This window comes from Vagococcus xieshaowenii, from assembly GCF_004792515.1.
Lineage (GTDB): Bacteria > Bacillota > Bacilli > Lactobacillales > Vagococcaceae > Vagococcus_A > Vagococcus_A xieshaowenii.
This window is the reverse complement of record NZ_CP038865.1, coordinates 1,058,506-1,076,057: the sequence shown is the minus strand read 5'-3', so window position 1 is coordinate 1,076,057 and position 17,552 is coordinate 1,058,506. Positions and strand designations below refer to the sequence as shown.

The 17,552-nt window shown below is 29.7% G+C and carries 13 protein-coding genes, 1 pseudogene, 1 CRISPR repeat array and 1 other annotated feature; all 14 genes and pseudogenes read left to right on the top strand.

The annotated features are described in order from the left end of the window. Positions 1 to 4: 4 nt before the first annotated feature. Complete coding sequence (locus tag E4Z98_RS05190) at positions 5 to 1,669, top strand: DUF2075 domain-containing protein (RefSeq protein WP_135254657.1); 1,665 nt, start codon at positions 5 to 7, stop codon at positions 1,667 to 1,669. A 12-nt stretch (positions 1,670 to 1,681) separates the two neighbouring features. Continuing rightward, positions 1,682 to 2,008 (top strand): nucleotide pyrophosphohydrolase, encoded by a 327-nt coding sequence (locus E4Z98_RS05185; protein ID WP_135254658.1) that lies wholly within the window; start codon positions 1,682 to 1,684, stop codon positions 2,006 to 2,008. Next, a complete protein-coding gene (locus tag E4Z98_RS05180; protein ID WP_135254659.1) occupies positions 2,008 to 2,688 on the top strand; it encodes a hypothetical protein in 681 nt (226 codons plus the stop codon). The genes E4Z98_RS05185 and E4Z98_RS05180 overlap by 1 nt, the downstream gene beginning before the upstream one ends. A gap of 10 nt (positions 2,689 to 2,698) precedes the next feature. Then, on the top strand, positions 2,699 to 3,262 hold the full coding sequence (locus tag E4Z98_RS05175; RefSeq protein ID WP_135254660.1) for a hypothetical protein: 564 nt from the start codon (positions 2,699 to 2,701) through the stop codon (positions 3,260 to 3,262). After that, entirely contained in the window at positions 3,262 to 5,010 is a 1,749-nt protein-coding gene (locus tag E4Z98_RS05170) for an AAA family ATPase (protein WP_135254661.1), read from the top strand. Before E4Z98_RS05175 ends, E4Z98_RS05170 begins: the two co-directional genes overlap by 1 nt. Then, positions 5,007 to 6,314, top strand: a complete 1,308-nt coding sequence (locus tag E4Z98_RS05165) for a hypothetical protein (protein WP_135254662.1) — start codon at positions 5,007 to 5,009, stop codon at positions 6,312 to 6,314. Before E4Z98_RS05170 ends, E4Z98_RS05165 begins: the two co-directional genes overlap by 4 nt. A 196-nt stretch (positions 6,315 to 6,510) precedes the next feature. Next, positions 6,511 to 6,681, top strand: a pseudogene (locus tag E4Z98_RS05160) (phosphopyruvate hydratase); the annotation flags it as partial. Between the two features lie 190 nt (positions 6,682 to 6,871). After that, a complete protein-coding gene (gene cas9, locus E4Z98_RS05155) occupies positions 6,872 to 10,135 on the top strand; it encodes a type II CRISPR RNA-guided endonuclease Cas9 (protein WP_135254663.1) in 3,264 nt (1,087 codons plus the stop codon). A gap of 189 nt (positions 10,136 to 10,324) precedes the next feature. Next, positions 10,325 to 11,233: a type II CRISPR-associated endonuclease Cas1 gene (cas1, locus tag E4Z98_RS05150; protein WP_135254664.1), complete on the top strand. Its 909-nt coding sequence runs from the start codon at positions 10,325 to 10,327 to the stop codon at positions 11,231 to 11,233. Continuing rightward, positions 11,230 to 11,556 carry a CRISPR-associated endonuclease Cas2 gene (gene cas2 / locus E4Z98_RS05145; RefSeq protein WP_135254665.1) on the top strand — a complete coding sequence of 109 codons (327 nt, stop codon included), beginning with the start codon at positions 11,230 to 11,232 and terminating at the stop codon, positions 11,554 to 11,556. The genes cas1 and cas2 overlap by 4 nt, the downstream gene beginning before the upstream one ends. Continuing rightward, on the top strand, positions 11,553 to 12,605 hold the full coding sequence (gene csn2-St / locus E4Z98_RS05140) for a CRISPR-associated protein Csn2-St (protein WP_135254666.1): 1,053 nt from the start codon (positions 11,553 to 11,555) through the stop codon (positions 12,603 to 12,605). Before cas2 ends, csn2-St begins: the two co-directional genes overlap by 4 nt. Positions 12,606 to 12,645: 40 nt before the next feature. After that, positions 12,646 to 14,001: a CRISPR direct-repeat array (repeat unit 36 nt; unit sequence GTTTTAGTACTCTAAAGATTCAAGTAATCGTAAAAC). 194 nt (positions 14,002 to 14,195) lie between these two features. Continuing rightward, positions 14,196 to 14,642 carry a GyrI-like domain-containing protein gene (locus E4Z98_RS05135; RefSeq protein WP_135254667.1) on the top strand — a complete coding sequence of 149 codons (447 nt, stop codon included), beginning with the start codon at positions 14,196 to 14,198 and terminating at the stop codon, positions 14,640 to 14,642. A gap of 146 nt (positions 14,643 to 14,788) precedes the next feature. Then, complete coding sequence (locus E4Z98_RS05130) at positions 14,789 to 15,862, top strand: serine hydrolase (protein ID WP_135254668.1); 1,074 nt, start codon at positions 14,789 to 14,791, stop codon at positions 15,860 to 15,862. Positions 15,863 to 15,971: 109 nt separating this feature from the next. Further along, positions 15,972 to 16,211: a binding site (T-box leader), on the top strand. A 96-nt stretch (positions 16,212 to 16,307) separates the two neighbouring features. Beyond that, positions 16,308 to 17,507 carry a M20 family metallopeptidase gene (locus E4Z98_RS05125; RefSeq protein WP_135254669.1) on the top strand — a complete coding sequence of 400 codons (1,200 nt, stop codon included), beginning with the start codon at positions 16,308 to 16,310 and terminating at the stop codon, positions 17,505 to 17,507. Positions 17,508 to 17,552: the final 45 nt, after the last annotated feature.

The following is a 17,552-nucleotide window of genomic DNA, read 5'->3' as shown; positions in this document are numbered from 1 at the left end:
GGAAATGGCAAATTATAGAGTTTTAAATTTAACCCTTAAAGATGGTGAAATAGTTAGTAAGCTAGATAAAATTCATGCTAATGTACTTGATAATAATCCTGTTACTTATATTTATTTTAATATTAAGAAGAAAAAGGTTTACGTTGGTGAAACAAACGGTTTCACTAGAAGACACAATGAGCATTTAGCTGAGTTGAATCCTAAAGTAGATTATAGAGACTATACAGATTGTTTGGTAATATATTCTAACCTATTTGATAAATCAGCTATTTTGGATTTGGAGTCATTAATTCTAAATTATATGATTGCAGAAGCTAATACTACTAAGTTTGTTTTTGCAAATGGTAATAACGGACAGAGTGAGTTGGTGTATAAAAATAAAGAAATGATTTTAACAGAAGTGTTCTTTAATTTATGGCATAATGAACTTTACAATTTAAAATTAGTTCATAATCCTAATATTGAAGAGTTAAGAGAAAGTCTATTATTTAAGTATTCACCATTTAAACAGCTATCACCAAAGCAGAAAGAAATTGTTAATGAAATTGAAACAGATATAACAAAGAAATATTTAGTTGAAGCACCAGCAGGTTCAGGTAAATCTGTCTTATTTACAAATCTAGCTTTTTCTTTAGCTGAAAAATACGCTGATTTAAGAATAGGCTTAATTACCACAGGAAATTTAACTAAGCAATTTAATTTGATATTTAAATCAATAGGATTAAGTGGTAGATTATCCGTTAAAACAGGTTCTCAGCTGATTATGGATGCAAAAAATAATGATGAGCAGTTTGATATCATCATAGTTGATGAAGCGCATAAATTGAAACAACACTATCGTAAAGGGCATCCCAATGCAAGAAGACATTTGGGTGAAGGTGATGAGGAAATAACACTTCTCGAAGAAATAACTGATGGGTTAGTTTTGTTATATGACCCTTATCAAGGTATAAAACCACAAAATATTAGACCATCAGAGATAAGAAATCTTACAAAGGATTATAAAAAACTTTTGTTAATGCAACAGTTTAGAATTGGTGGAAATGGAGATTTTTCAGGAGAAGATTTCTTGAAGGGGATTTTATATGCGCTTCAACTAAGTGAAGATAAAGAGTTTAATTCTAATGTTTTTAAAGATGACTATTTCAAAATTGTAGATACATTTAATGATGTTGTTGATTATGTAGATGAATACTCTCATGCATATCCCAAAACAACTAATAGAGTGATTGCAGGTTATTGCAGAGAATGGCTATCCAATATTGGGAAAAAAGATAACAAGGGTAAAAAAAGCGAAGAATTACCTTACGATTGGAATGTGGATGGTATTCAAAAGAGATGGAACTCAACTTATGAAGATTGGGTGAAAAAACCAAACTCAGAAAATGAAATTGGTTCTATTCATGCTATTCAAGGCTATGATTTAAATTATTCAGGAGTTATTATTGGAAATGATTTAACAGTAAAAGATGGTCAAATTATAGCTGTACCAGAAAATTATAAAGATGTTGGTGGAACACCTTTGAAAGAGACATTTAACTTGTATGAACTAACTGAGTATATATTGAATATCTATTATGTACTCCTTTCAAGAGGAATTGATGGCTGTGCGGTTTATTTCGAAGATAAGAGTGTTGAGAGATTATTTAGAGAAAGAGTTGGACTATAGGGGGATTTAATTATGGATGAGCTAATTAAAGAAATCAATCAATTTAGAGATGAGCGAGACTGGAGACAGTTTCATAATGCCAAAGATTTGGCATTATCAGTTTCATTAGAGGCTTCTGAGCTACTTGAAAACTTCCAATGGAAAACAAGTGAAGAAGCCATAGCAGACGATTTAGAAAATATCAAAGATGAAATAGCTGATGTGATGATTTATTCATTGATGTTAGCAGATGATTTAGGTTTGAGTGTTGAGGAGATTATTAGAAATAAGATTAAGAAGAATGGTAAAAAATATACAATAGAAGAAAGTAAAGGTAAATATGGGAAGGAGGGAAATTAATGAATCCTAAAGTTGAATTTTCAGATTCAGAAAAATTAAAGTATTTTGATGAAATATGTGAAAAATACTATCAAAAAAACTTTGGTTTAACCTCAAAAACTGAAATAGATTTACTAATGTTTAAGTTTTTTTATCAAAATAAAATCAAGAAAAAAGCAGAAGGTTTTTTTAACGCAGATTCAGATTACCTTCTTAGTAAAGAACTAGGAATAACTCAAACTAGAGTAAGGAATTTAAAAATAAAAAAAGAATTACTTTATCCTGAAGAAAACAAGGATTGGAAGAAAGATTTTTTAGATTTAATAGCTTTTGCTCAGTATGATGAACAAACAAAAAAAATGATATTAAATATTTCAGACCCTAATTTACAAATAGAAATAGAAAATCATATAGAACAACGAGGTTTATATATAGAGAAGCAACTTAATTCTAAACTATTAATAATTAGAGTAGAATACTTTATTGAGTTAGTTATTTCATTAGATTCAACTGTTAGTCAAGATGAATTAATAGAGACTATTACAACACAAATTGATGAATTAAAATCGTTAGATAAAAAAATGATGCAGCAGGGGTTTGGTAAAGTAGTAATAGAAAGAGGAGTCAATGTGATTAACTTGTTATCTGCTTTAGCAACAATTTCTCAAACAGTAGGGCCCATTTTAAGCAAATTAATTTAGGAGCAATAAGATGAAAGATAAAATTACATACCCAAATGTATTTTTTTGTCCCATGGGAGAAAAGAATACTGATACCATAGATATTAATTTCGAGAATGAAGAAGTAAATCAAAAAATTAATTTTTTTAAATCCCATCCAGAAATATTACAAGAAGTTTTTGGAAATGAAAAAAACTATCCAAAAGATTATTCAAAAATTTCTTTTTGGGGTACAACACCTAGTATGGAAAATATTTGGAAAGAAATGAACGAGAATGATTTAGTATTTTTTTCAAAAAATAATCAAGGTTTTGTATATATGGCAAAAATACATAAACGAATAGTTAATGAAGATATAAAAAAAGAGTTCTGGGAAATAGATGATGTGAAGTGGCATAATGTATTTTTTTTAAAAGATGTAAGGAAAATACAAATAAGTACTAAAGAAATGAATAAGTTTGCTAATTATAAAGAGGGATATATTTATAGAGGTTTAAGTAAACTGTCTAGATATTGGTCTGTGGAATTTTGGGAATCTTTTTCAATATATTACTATTTTAATCAATCTTTATTTAAAAAGCTGGAGGACGAATAATGACAGTAGTTGGTATTATTGAAGTGACAGGGTCAGATGTAAGAAGTTATTGTTTCGACTCACGTATTCAAATGGAAACGGAATTTAATGAAAATAAAGTTTTTGTGAGAATACAGAAAAGCGATAAGTTTATACAAAATTTTTATGGCGAAGTGGTGGACTGTTTGACCGTTAATGTTGGTGGAAATGGAAGTGGAAAGACAAGATTATTGAGAAAAATAATAAGTATTTTAGAGGGAGAAGAATTAAATAGAAATACTATCGTTATATTTAAAGAAAATGAAGAGTATTTATATAAAATTTCAAGAATATTCGATTTTGAACTATATATTGATGATGTAATAAAAAAAGAAAAAGGCCAATGGGGGAATATTATTAAACATACAAAATCTATGTTTATATCAAATAATTTAGAATCTACAAATTTGTTAAATTCTAAAAAAAAGAGTCGTGTCATAGATGCTTCTTTAACCAATTTGATAATAAATGGATTTTATGATTATAAATCACTTGAACAATCTAATACCGCTAATCAAATTAGATTTATTTTTAATGATATTTCTAGTAATGATGAGGAAGGAATGTTAGAACGCTTTGGTTTGAATAGTATTATTGAACTTGAATCAGAAAGAGTAGACAACGCTTATGATACTTACTTCAAAAAGCATAGTTTTGCCTATGCTTATCTAAACAAAGAGTCAGAAAAATTAGTTGATAATACTAAACATACTAATTTTCAATTAACGGCTAATAAAAGTTTTTTGTTCAATCAGATAAAGAGAGAAAATGATGCGTATACTGATTTTCGCTATTTTTTAGAAAATAAATTTGGAAAAGAAAGGATTAATGAAGCCCCAGACTATAATATTAATAGAATTATTACTAAAATTGACTTATTCTTAAGTGAAGAGGAAGAGTTTAGTGAAATATTTTTTGATAAATTATACAACGAAGAACGTTCAATTTATGATTCTTTTATAAAAGGGTTAGATGTAGATATTGTAGATGAATATAAGTACCTAATAGATATTTCTAACTTTATTGTAAAAGATAAAGTAGTATTAAATACTAATAAAAAAATGTTAAATAATGATATATTCAAGTATTTTAATAAATCTTGGAATAGTATTAGTTCAGGAACAAATTCCTTATTGTCTATATTTTCGAATTTAAGCTTATTGTCTGATAAAGAAGAAGATAATATTATCATATTATTAGATGAAGTAGATGTTACACTTCATCCTGAGTGGCAACGAAAATTTATCCATGAATTATTATTGTTTACTAACAAAAAGTTTAAAGGGAAAAATGTTCAAATAATATTAACAACTCATTCTCCACTGGTTTTATCGGATATTAGAAAAGATGATGTTAATTTTCTATGTAACAATCATAGTAAAATAGAGATAAATACGTTTGGAGCTAATTTAAATGAATTGATGGCGGAAAGTTTTTTCTTATCAGATGGCTTAATCGGAGACTTTAGCAAAGGTGTTATTAAAACGATAATAAATAAGATAAATGGTCAAGAAAGACTATCTCAAAGTGAAGTGAACAATATTTATTCAATTATTGAAGAAATTGGAGAGGTTTTCATTAAAAATTCATTAATTAAAAATATGGAATCATCAAGATACTATAAAGCAAATGAAAATGTAGAAGCTAGACGAGAATACTTAGAAAATGAGTTAAATAAAATTAAGATAGAGTTGAAAGAAATTAGTGAAAGTAATGGTGTAACAAAATGATTCCTTTAGAAATGAAACCTAAAATTAAAGAATTACACAATGCTTTTTTTAAAGAAGAATTTATAAAAGAATTTATTTACATGTTTCTAAAAGACAGTAGGGATTTTAATTTTGATGATGAAATTTCTAAAGATTTTAAAGAGTTATTAATTAAAGCGAAAAAAGAGTATGAAGATAAAAAAAAAGAAGATGAAAAAAAGAAAAAAAAGAAAATAAGTATTAGTAAAAATTTGGTTAGTAAAGAAAAAATGCTAACTATAAAAGAATTTAAGTGCCTATTTATGTATGCTAATTCGTTGTTAATAGAAGAAGAATATTCAGAATTGATAAAAAAAGAGAAGCAATTTGGCAATTATCTCATTAAATTAGACAAAAAGGTTTTTAATTCAAAAGTCAGAACAAGGTGTTATGATATTTACAAAAAAAATGGAAAAAAAGACATTGAATTAATTAATAACTTTGAAGAATTATTTAAAGAAAATTTTTATAAAAATAGAATGTGTAGGAATATTGGCGTAATTAAATTTAAAAATATTGAAAATATGAATGAAGTTCAAAGAGAAGGGATAGAATCGAAAGATTGGTGCGCATATTTATATACTTTTTTATTAGGAATCAGCGTATGTCCTTATTGTAATTCACAATATATCTATACATACCAGAATAAGAATAAAGGGAAAATACGTGCAGAATTAGACCATTGCTTTCCTAAGGTACACCATCCTTTTTTAGCAGTTTCATTGTTTAATCTTGTTCCCAGTTGTTCTCAATGTAACAGTTCTTTAAAAGGTAGCACGGACATTGGCATTGATAGTGTAATGAATGTGTTTACTGAATCCTTTTTAGATAAGTATAAATTTTATATTCATTCTGAAAAGAGTATTGAGAGCTTTATTGGTAATTCTTTAGACTATGATATTAAAATAGTATATGACAAGAATTATCCTCATTCAGTGAGACTAAAAAAGTTTATTGAGTCTTTCCATATTGAAAATAGATATAATTTTTTTAAGAAATATTTGAATGAACAAATCTATTATCAAGTGAATCATAGCAAAAGTTACAATAATTTTTTACAGGAGCTTTTAAAAGATATTCCTGATAAAGAGTCAATTCATATACATAGGAGAAAATATATAGAAGAAAGAAATGAAAATAGGCTACTAGGTAAGTTAGTCTCCGACATACTAGATGACAAAGAGTTAACTATTAATAATTTTGAAACAAATAATAATTTTGAAACAAAAAATTATAAGGAAACCTTTTTAGATGAAAAAACTTTAAAACAAGATATGAATACTTAATCGTTGGTGGATACATATATTATGTTTAATAAGTAAAGTATATATCACAATCTAATATATTAAGAATTTTCTTTTGGATTTTACCGTTATTTTATCATAATATTACTATGTCGAACATCTAGTATGTAGTTTACAAAAATGGCTATACTTGTTATAATTAATTCAACAATTAAATCACTGAGAAAACATTGGTATAGCAACAATCGCTGACATCGCTGTTGCAACTAACGCTGGCCAAATCAAAACAGGTTCATTAAGCCGTACTGACCGTATCGCTAAATACAACCAATTATTACGCATCGAAGACCAATTAGGTGACGTTGCTGTATACAAAGGAATCAACTCTTTCTACAACTTAAAAAAATAAGCTCTAAATTAAAAATAGTGTAATTAGGAAACCTCCCCATTCTAATGAGTGGGGAGGTTTTTTATGTTTTAAAATAAAAACACCAAGTTATTAAACATTCTAAAATTTAATGTTTAGTATTTCAAATAAACTATAACGCTTACAAATTCAGGTGGTATAATTATTAATAATAGAATATAAGGAGGTATATATGGGGATAATAATAGGTTTAGACATAGGTGTTTCATCAGTCGGTTATGGTGTAATAAATGCTCAATCAGGAGATATAATTGAGGCGGGTTCAAGACTATTTCCTATGGCTGATGCAGACAATAATAAAATCAGGAGAGAAAGTAGAGGGGCTAGAAGGTTAAAAAATCGCAGAACTTATCGATTAACTAGAGCTAAAAGATTGTTAGAAAAAAATGGATTTCCAATTGGAAAAGAAATAATTAATATATATTCTGTACGTACTAAAGCACTAACTGAACAAATTAGTAAAGATGAATTAAGTGCGTCACTGATTCACCTTTGTAAACGAAGAGGGGTATCTTATTTAGATGATTTAGCAGATGATAAAGAAGTTTCAAACGAAGCAATTAATGAGAATAAAAGATTACTAGAAGGATATTTTCCTTGTGAAATTCAATTGGCTCGTTTATCTAAATTTGGGGCGACGAGAGGAACTATTATTAAAGATAATCATGCGTATGAAAATATTTTCCCAACATCCGCTTATGTAAATGAAGCTAAAGAAATTTTAAAAACACAAAAAGCCTTTTATGATGAAATAAGTGATGAATTTATAAATGAATACATTTCAATATTAAGTAACAGAAGAGAATATTTTGATGGACCTGGATCCGAAACATCTAGGACTGATTATGGACGATATAAAGTTAATGGAGAAACTTTAAATAATTTATTTGAAGTATTAATCGGCAAATGTACTGTTTATCCCAATGAATTAAGGGGAGCAAGAATAAGTTATACCGCTCAAGAATTTGATTTGTTAAATGAACTTAACAATTTAAGTGTTAATGATGAGAAGTTAACAGAGACTCAAAAAAAACAAATTATAAAACAAATAAAAAATGAAAAAGCTCCTAAAGTAATGAATATTATATCTAAAATTACAGGTGAGTCTAAAGAATTAATTACGGGATTTATTGTAAAAGATGACAAACCAATGTTTCACAATTTTAAAACCTATCGTGACATGCAGAAATTCTTCGATGAAGAAATTATTGTTGATAACTTAAGTAGAGAAGAGTTAGATACATTAGGCTATATATTAACACTAAATACCGAAGCAAGTGGAATAAAAAGGGACATTGCTGATAAATTACCGATTTTTAACGATAAACAAATCGAACTCATTATTTCATTCAGAAAAAAATACTCTAAGGATATTAAAGGATGGCACAGCTTGTCGTTACTTGCCATGAATGAAATGATAGCAGATATGTATATTGAACCTAAAAATCAGATGCAAATTCTCGCGGAGCGAGGATTTTTCAAGAAAAATATAGAAAAATATAAATCGTATAAATATTTACCCACCAAAATGATTAGCGAAGAAATCTTGAATCCAGTTGTTAGAAGATCAGTAAATCAGTCACTAAAAATAATAAATCAACTGCTTAAAAATTATGGTGAAATTGAAAAAATTGTAATCGAAATGCCTCGTGAAACTAATCTTGCAGATCAAAAGAAGGCACAGGAACAAGCACAAAAAAATAATCGTGAAGAAAAAAGAAAAGCTATCGATCTAGCTAAAGCAGAATATGGTTGTGATGACAGTGTATTCCATGGTCATAAAGACTTAGATACTAAATTAAGGTTATGGTATCAACAGGGTGGAAAATGTCTATATTCAGGTAAAATAATAAAAATTTCTGAGTTGGTAAATAACCCTAATCAGTTTGAAATTGATCATGTTATTCCACTTTCGGTTTCGTTTGATGATGGTTTAAATAATAAAGTGTTATCCTATCGTTCTGAAAATAAAGTAAAAGGACAGCGAACACCTTGGCAATATCTAAGCGGAAGTAGCCGTAGAAATTTTGAAGATTTCAGGAATGATATAGAAAAATTGTACAATAAAAAGAAAATAACTTTATCGAAAAGAAAAAATTTACTCATGATGGAAGACATTAATAAATGGGAAGTGAGGCAAGGTTTTATTAATCGAAACTTAGTGGATACGCGTTATGCTTCCAAAACTGTGTTAAACGAATTACAAAAATTTTTTAAAGCACATGGAAATAATACACAAGTTTCAATCGTACGTGGAAAATATACAAGCACTCTTAGAAGAAAATGGCGAATAAACAAGGATAGGGATGAAAGCTATGCCCATCATGCGATTGATGCACTAATTGTCGCAAGTGTTCCTCAACAAAAGATTTGGCAAAATAAATTCAGCTCCCTACAAGAAAATAATACGAATTCAGATGCTACTGAGGAAAAACTATACCTTGAAAAAATGGATAAAAAAGTTTATGGAGAGCTAGCTTATGGAAACCCGTATCCCAATTTCTTTGATAATGTAAAAGCTTATGAGCCATACGTTAAGTACTCACACAGAGTGGATACAAAGTATAATCGCAAAATAAGCGATGCTACTATTTATTCAACAAGAGAAGTTGAAAATGCCAAGGGGAAAAAAGAAATTAAAACAATCGGAAAAATTAAAAATATTTATGATGTTAATATTTATAAGAAAGATTTTTTACCAAAATATAAAAAAGACAAAACCCAATTTTTGATGTATCACCATGATCCAAAAACCTTCGAGTTAATGGAAAAAATTATGGATCAATATTCGGATATGGACAATCCCTTTGCTGCATATCAGCAAGAATACGGTGAAATTAAGAAATACAGCAAAAAAGGTAATGGACCGGTGATTAAAGATATAAAATACTATAACAAAAAAGTAAATGAATGTGTTGATATTACACCAAGTAATTCTAGTAAAAAAGTGGTGTTGTTATCGACGAATCCTTATCGATCTGATGTATATTATAATCATCAAAAAGGTGTTTATGAGATATTAGGAATCAAGTATAAAGACATTCAGTTTCTTAAAGGTGGTAAATACGGGTTTAAAGACGGTGTTTATGAGGAATTAAGAATAAAAGAAGGAATAGGAGAAAATTCTGAATTTGTCTTTTCGTTATATAAAAATGATATTATCAGAATTACAGATACAGAAAATGGTGAAACCAACATTTTTAGATTTTTATCTAGAACGATGCCACAAAAAAGAGGATATGTTGAGTTAAAACCTTATCATAAAGCATTATTTGAAAAAGGTGATGATACGGGATTAGAAAAATTAGGAAAATCTGCAGGTCGACAATTATTAAAAGGAATTTCTAAGGAAAATTTAGTTATTGAAAAATTAAGAACGGACATATTAGGTAATATCTATCATGTAAAAAAAGAAGACTTAAGTTTAATTTTTTAGTTGCTCGTTCAATATACGGATGATATAATCTAATTGTGAGGACGCTCATATCACTAGTGATTAGGTTAAAAAATTTTTACGATTACTTGAATTTTTAGAACCTACTAAAATAAGGGGAAATCCCGAATTTACTTCTCTTGTTTAGGCAAGAGAAGTTTTTTTGTTTATTAATGAAAGGAGTGTGGTAATTTGACCTGGCGAGTAGTCTTAATAAAAGACTCAGAAGAATTAAAGTTAAAGCTCGATAATTTACACATTATTTGTTCAGAAAGTGATTTCGTAATTCCTCTTTCTGATATTTCTATGATTGTCATAGAAAGTGTTCGAACTAAAATCACTAGTAGGTTATTGGCTAAATGTGCTGATTATTCAATTTCAGTCATTTTTTGTGATAAAAATTATCTACCTGTAGGTGTTTATCACCCATTTTTATCTCATTCAAGGTCAAGTAAAATTGTTCAAAAACAGGCAAAATGGACAGAAGAAATGAAAGATAATATTTGGAAGGAAATAATTAGCTTGAAAATTGAAAACCAGAAGCAAGTGTTAGTGGGATACGGCTGTGATGAAGAAAGAATAGCGGTGCTTGATAAGTTAAAAAATGAAGTAAAGTTAGGTGATTCTAGCAATCGAGAAGGTCATGCGGCTAAAGTATATTTCAACACCCTTTTTGGATTAGAATTTAATCGTCGTTCAGATGACTTTATTGTAAACGGAGCGTTAAATTACGGCTATACTATATTACGTTCTTATATGGCAAGATTAGTTACAGGTTATGGATTAATCCCCGCTTTAGGAGTATTTCACAAAAGTGAATATAATCAATTTAATTTAGTGGATGATTTGATTGAGCCATTTCGTCCTATCGTGGATGCTTGGACAGTGAAGTATATGAATGGGAGGGAATATCTTACTGCGGATGATAGACGTGCTCTAATTGATTTACTTAATCAACGTTTAGTGTATAACGGTAATAATACATTATTGTCAACCATTATGGAAAAGTATGTTCAGAAATTTGTAAACATAATGATTGATAATAAAGAAATTAATCTAAAAAATTTTGATTTATTAAGTTTAGAAAGCGTATTTAAATGAGGTATACGGCTATGAGATTGATGTGTTTTTTCGATTTACCAACAGAAACAAAGGCTGATTTAAGATATTATCGGATTTTTCGTAAATCATTATTAGCCAATGGGTTCCAGATGATTCAATTTTCAGTTTATGTACGAACGTGTCCCAACAGGAGTTTTGCTATGAAGTATGAAGCACTACTAACTAAATATTTGCCTCCAAACGGTGAAGTAAGGTTGATGATGGTAACGGAAAAGCAGTATGAAGATATGACGTTTCTAGTTGGAAAGAAAAGTCAACAAGAGGAAGTTATTGGTGATAAGAGATTGGTTGTGATTGAGTGATTTGGAAGATAAAGTTAGATCATTCAGAGACCGTTGAAATCGAAGTTGGACAAAAAAATCAAATAATTGGGCAAAATGTTGATAAAATAAAAAAAATTCAAAAAGTATTAGGATTATTTTTTAATAAAAAGAAGTATGATGAATTGGTTTTGAGAGACTTTGGTATGGAAGAGCCTTGGATTCAAGAAAACAACGAGTTAATCTCTAAATCTCGATTCAATTTTTTTTCCTATGGCTCTATGGAAGAAATTTATAAGGAGCTTGAGTTAGGAAATAAAAAAATACTAGACGAAATTTTTGATAACTTCTTAAATAGTGACATAAATATCACAGAGATTTCAAATCAAATCGATACTGCTAGTAAAAGTATTCTATTCCTTTTTGAAAAATATCTTAAGGAAAATATTTTTAATTCTATTGAAATGGATCTTGAATTTTCTAAGAAGTTGATGATTGATTATTTGAAAAAGAATACTACGATTAATTATTATGATGAAATTGATCAGAGAAATATTTCCTATTTTGATAAAATAACGATAATAAAAGTATTTATCAATTTAATAAAATATTCATTATCTAATTCGGGAGACAGAATCTTATTAGTTGTTAAAGATAGTCCGAATTTCTTATCTAAAAAGCAATATTTAGAACTATACAGATTGATGAGTTCATTGTCAGATGAATTTCCTAATTTTTATTTTATGATGATACATTCTGATGTAGAATATTTATCTTTGGATGAAAATTCTAATATAACTATTTTAAATGACGTGAAGTTTGAAGTAAATGATTTAGAATTTTTGTATGAAAGATTGAAGTTCAATTATCCTTCTAAATATATTGAATATGAAGATTTTTTTGAGACAGGTAATAAATGGCTTGGTTATATTGGGAGTTTCGATATTCCGAATATTAATAGTCAATATTTAGTCAGTCTAATAGTGTTAAACAAGTTGTTAGGTATCGTAAATAATGATTATCTTTATACAACTAGCTTATCTGAACCAGAAATTAAATATTTAATTGATAATTTAAGGCGAACATTATAGAATTAAATTAATACTACAATCGCATTTCGACGGATTTGAGGTTTTAGTACTCTAAAGATTCAAGTAATCGTAAAACATTGCGCTCTGTACGGCGGTCTTGAAAGCTGTTTTAGTACTCTAAAGATTCAAGTAATCGTAAAACGAGCAACTGCTGCTAAACCAATCATGACTTGTTTTAGTACTCTAAAGATTCAAGTAATCGTAAAACTAATGACCGGCTGTTCAAAAAATAATTCTAGTTTTAGTACTCTAAAGATTCAAGTAATCGTAAAACAAGCAAACAAGTCACAAGCGTTTGACGAGTGTTTTAGTACTCTAAAGATTCAAGTAATCGTAAAACTTCTAAATATTGGGAAGAACATAGAAAAGCGTTTTAGTACTCTAAAGATTCAAGTAATCGTAAAACAGGAGTTATCCAAAAAGATACGAAACCGACGTTTTAGTACTCTAAAGATTCAAGTAATCGTAAAACCATTGAATTATTTCGGTTGGCGTGAAAGTAGTTTTAGTACTCTAAAGATTCAAGTAATCGTAAAACAAGAAACGATTGATCGTATCTTTGAAGATTGTTTTAGTACTCTAAAGATTCAAGTAATCGTAAAACCTAATATTGGTGGCGGTGCTTTCGAAACTGGTTTTAGTACTCTAAAGATTCAAGTAATCGTAAAACAATTTCTATGTGAGTTTGATAGCCACTTTCGTTTTAGTACTCTAAAGATTCAAGTAATCGTAAAACTCGGCGAGAAAATGATTGTAAAAGCAAATGGTTTTAGTACTCTAAAGATTCAAGTAATCGTAAAACTTTTAGTAAGGTTTAGCAAGGTTCAAATCAGTTTTAGTACTCTAAAGATTCAAGTAATCGTAAAACCAATTTATGCAGATAATCAACATTGACTTCGTTTTAGTACTCTAAAGATTCAAGTAATCGTAAAACATTTGTACGTTCGTGATGCTGCAACTGGTAGTTTTAGTACTCTAAAGATTCAAGTAATCGTAAAACATGTAGCGCCTAGCGTCCACATAGCGCTTTGTTTTAGTACTCTAAAGATTCAAGTAATCGTAAAACGTCATTTGTTATTAAGTAAATGCTCATATTGTTTTAGTACTCTAAAGATTCAAGTAATCGTAAAACAGTTGGTTATGAGTTCAAACGAACGCTTAAGTTTTAGTACTCTAAAGATTCAAGTAATCGTAAAACAAGAAAAGCACAAAATTATAGGTAAATATGGTTTTAGTACTCTAAAGATTCAAGTAATCGTAAAACACTTGTGCAATCGACATAATCTTAGTATTAGTTTTAGTACTCTAAAGATTCAAGTAATCGTAAAACAAAAGTTTACGTGTATGACACAACAGAAGAGTTTTAGTACTCTAAAGATTCAAGTAATCGTAAAACAATTCAGTTACAAAACAACCACTAAGAGAGAAGTAAGTGGCTTTTGGTAAATCAATTCTTAATTTATTTAAAACATCCTGTCATTATACATATCGTATGGTAATTGGATGTTTTTTCTATTGTATTTCATTTTAGTATAGATTATTCTGAATGTGTTGAGCCGGCATCAACCAAATAATAAGGGAGATGACAACATGAGCTATATAGAATTAGAAGATTTTGATAGTTACTATAAACGTCGAATAGGACACTATGGAACAGAAAATCATTACTTAATGGAAGACGTAAAACAGACGTTGATAAGGAAGCATTATCTTGATGAAACGTCTGTATTAATTGGCATAGCATTAGATGATCCCATCCAAATAGAACCAGCGTTGCTTAGGTATGATGTAGGAGTGAAACTTAGTCAAAAAGATGATCGTTTATTGGAGGAAGGTTTTGATAAACGACGTATTTCAGGTGGGAAATATCAAGTAATTGAATTAGCTCATACAGAGGAAGCTATTACTAGCTTTTGGTCTACAGTTTTTTCGGGAGGGGGAACGATAGAACGGGATGTTAGCCGCCCTATTCTTGAATGGTATAGTTATAAAGATATTCAGAATCATACGATGTGCATGTATATTCCTATAAAATAATTATGTAAACCTAATTTATAAAATATGAATATTTTGTGAATTTAATATAACATTTTTGTGAACGTGTTGATACGGTTACCCTCATATATTACAATCATTATAGACGAGTATGTAAATGATAAAATAATGGTTGGGTGAGTTGATAAATGAATAAGACAAAATACATGATGCTTTTTTTGGGGATAGTAGTAGGAATGGTTGCCTTTCTTAGATATTGGTGGTTGTTTATTGCAATATGTTTATTTTTTATGAGTTATTTGTACAAAGAGAAAAACTTAAAAAGACTTAATAATCATCAAAAAAGAAGAGCGCAGATATTCTTGTGGACAGGTACAATTGTCGCGGTTATTCTTTTGGGAGAACTGGGCGTCCATGCAACAGAGCGATTAGATGCTAAGGTTTCAGACTATATGACGGCATATAAAAATAAAGATAAGCCTGATCCCAAAGTGTTAGCACAGCAAAAGAAAGAAAAAGAACGACAAGACAAAGAACAAAAACAAAAAGATTTATCTAACCAGCTAATTAATCTATGGAAAGAATACGCAAAGGATAAATCACCGGTTATTGATATTGCTGTCTATGACATGCAATCCAATCAGGAATTTCAATATACGAATCAACACGAACAGCCTTTAATTCCTACCGCAAGTGTTATCAAAGTTTCTGTATTAACGGCACTATTACATAAACATCAGGAAGAACAAACTGAATTATCAGAACTTGAAATAAAAAGTGCAGAAAACATGATCAAAAGCAGTGATAATAACGCGACAACCTATTTAATCGATAATTATTTAGATAAAGCAACATCAATCCAAGCTTTATTTGATACATTAGAAATGAACGATTCTACGTATAATTATCATTGGGGGCAAACAACAACTACAGCAAAAGATCAAATCAAATTATTAAAAAATGTATTTATGCCATCAGATTACTTAATTGATTCAGAAAGAGAATACATTCAAAAATTAATGTCTGAAGTAGATATCGATCAAGCTTGGGGTGTTGGGGCAGGATCTAGTCACGTTGCTTTAAAAAATGGGTGGTTAACTGATACTAATGATTGTGTCATTAACAGTATCGGACAGGTCATGAATGGTGATAAAAAGTATTTAATTGCGGTGTTTACGAATCATGATCAAACCATGGCTGAAGGTAAACAAATTATTGAACAATTGACTAAAATTACAAGCGATATATTATTTCAACAGTAATAATAAAACCGTCATGTTTAGGCATGACGGTTTTATTTTAACTAGTTGACAATTAATTAAAATAAGATTAGAATAATTAATGTTAGATTATAAAAATATTGATTAAATATGTAAAGCAATGAACGGGTGAGTACATGATAGTAACTTTAACAGAGAGCTTCGGTAGCTGTAAAGAAGCAAAGTAAACATCATGGAAAATGGCCAATGAGCTTTCTAGTCTTAGTTTTCAACTACAAAGGACTAGCGGTAGCAACCGTTATGAATGCAAGAGTATAATGATACTTGAAGAGGAGCGTGTTCGTGAGAGCCGTTCAAATTAGAGGTGGTAACACGCAAAAGCGTCCTCGAGCAAATGATTAGTTATTTGCTCGAGGACGCTTTTTTTATTGGTCTGAATATAATAAAGAGTTTTATCCCAATAAATAAACAAAAGGAGAGAAAAATAATGATGAATTATCATGACAGAATAAAGAACGCGATCCAAATACGACTGAAAGAATATCAAGAGGTTGCTCTTGATATCCATGATCATCCCGAAGTAAGTAATGATGAGTTTTATTCATCTGATCGTTTAATGAAAGTCTTGATGAAGGAGGACTTTTCTGTAGAAGCTGAAGTAGCGGGACATCGTACCGGTTTTATTGGTCGCTATGTATCAAAGAAATCCGGCCCTATTTTAGTGTTTTTAGCAGAGTATGATGCTTTACCAGGGATTGGACATGCATGTGGTCATAATTTATTTGGTGTTTATTCTATTTTAGCCGCCACAGCCCTAAAAGAAGTAATTGATGAGGTGGGGGGCGAAATTCGTGTTTATGGAACCCCAGGTGAAGAGGGTGGTGAAAATGGTTCTGCTAAAGGAAGTTTTGTAAGAGAGGGGTTATTCAATGATGTCGATGTTGCATTATGTGCTCATCCAGCTCATAAGTATGGTCGTACAACGACTAGTTTGGCCAATGATCCGGTTGACATTAAGTTTTATGGAAAGGCCTCACACGCCGCAGGGGCACCGGAACAAGGAATTAATGCACTAGAAGCGTTAATACAAGTCTTTAATAGTATTAATGCTTTACGACTTCACTTGCCAAAAGATGTTAATATTCATGGTATTATAACAGCTGGTGGTGTGGCTGCTAATGTCGTCCCTGATTTTGCTGCCGGTCGTTTTTATTTGAGAGCTACCAATCGACAAATGCTCAATGAGGTGTATCAAAAAGTTGAAAATATTGTAAAAGGGGCGGCACTGGCTACAGGCGCTAGTTATGAATTTGGCTTATTCCAAAATTCAGTAGATGATACTATTGTCACACCAGTGTTTGACGATGTTTTTTTAAGACATATGAAAGATCTTAATATCGCTACATCAGAAATTGATTTAGAAGCAACAACTAGTTTAGGTTCATCAGATGTAGGAAATGTTAGTCAAGTGATTCCTACCATTCAACCAACTATCTCTATTTCAGATGAGTATATTGCGGGGCATTCTGAAGAATTCAAAATCGCAGCTAAAAGTGAAAAAGGACTAGCTTCTATTAGTATTGCAGCGGAATTGCTAGCACGGACAGCTTTAGATCTACTATTAAATGAGGCATTACTTGAATCAATTAAACATGCGCATCATGTGAGTTTAACGACAGGCAATTAATCAGTTATTTATTTGGTATTTAAACAAATAGTTCTGATAGAATAG

What these genes read in the sequence shown, in the direction of transcription:
- E4Z98_RS05190 (WP_135254657.1), top strand. Translation starts at nt 5, where the DNA reads ATGGCAAATTATAGAGTTTTAAATTTAACCCTTAAAGATGGTGAAATA.
- E4Z98_RS05185 (WP_135254658.1), top strand. Translation starts at nt 1,682, where the DNA reads ATGGATGAGCTAATTAAAGAAATCAATCAATTTAGAGATGAGCGAGAC.
- E4Z98_RS05180 (WP_135254659.1), top strand. Translation starts at nt 2,008, where the DNA reads ATGAATCCTAAAGTTGAATTTTCAGATTCAGAAAAATTAAAGTATTTT.
- E4Z98_RS05175 (WP_135254660.1), top strand. Translation starts at nt 2,699, where the DNA reads ATGAAAGATAAAATTACATACCCAAATGTATTTTTTTGTCCCATGGGA.
- E4Z98_RS05170 (WP_135254661.1), top strand. Translation starts at nt 3,262, where the DNA reads ATGACAGTAGTTGGTATTATTGAAGTGACAGGGTCAGATGTAAGAAGT.
- E4Z98_RS05165 (WP_135254662.1), top strand. Translation starts at nt 5,007, where the DNA reads ATGATTCCTTTAGAAATGAAACCTAAAATTAAAGAATTACACAATGCT.
- cas9 (WP_135254663.1), top strand. Translation starts at nt 6,872, where the DNA reads ATGGGGATAATAATAGGTTTAGACATAGGTGTTTCATCAGTCGGTTAT.
- cas2 (WP_135254665.1), top strand. Translation starts at nt 11,230, where the DNA reads ATGAGGTATACGGCTATGAGATTGATGTGTTTTTTCGATTTACCAACA.
- E4Z98_RS05135 (WP_135254667.1), top strand. Translation starts at nt 14,196, where the DNA reads ATGAGCTATATAGAATTAGAAGATTTTGATAGTTACTATAAACGTCGA.
- E4Z98_RS05130 (WP_135254668.1), top strand. Translation starts at nt 14,789, where the DNA reads ATGAATAAGACAAAATACATGATGCTTTTTTTGGGGATAGTAGTAGGA.
- E4Z98_RS05125 (WP_135254669.1), top strand. Translation starts at nt 16,308, where the DNA reads ATGATGAATTATCATGACAGAATAAAGAACGCGATCCAAATACGACTG.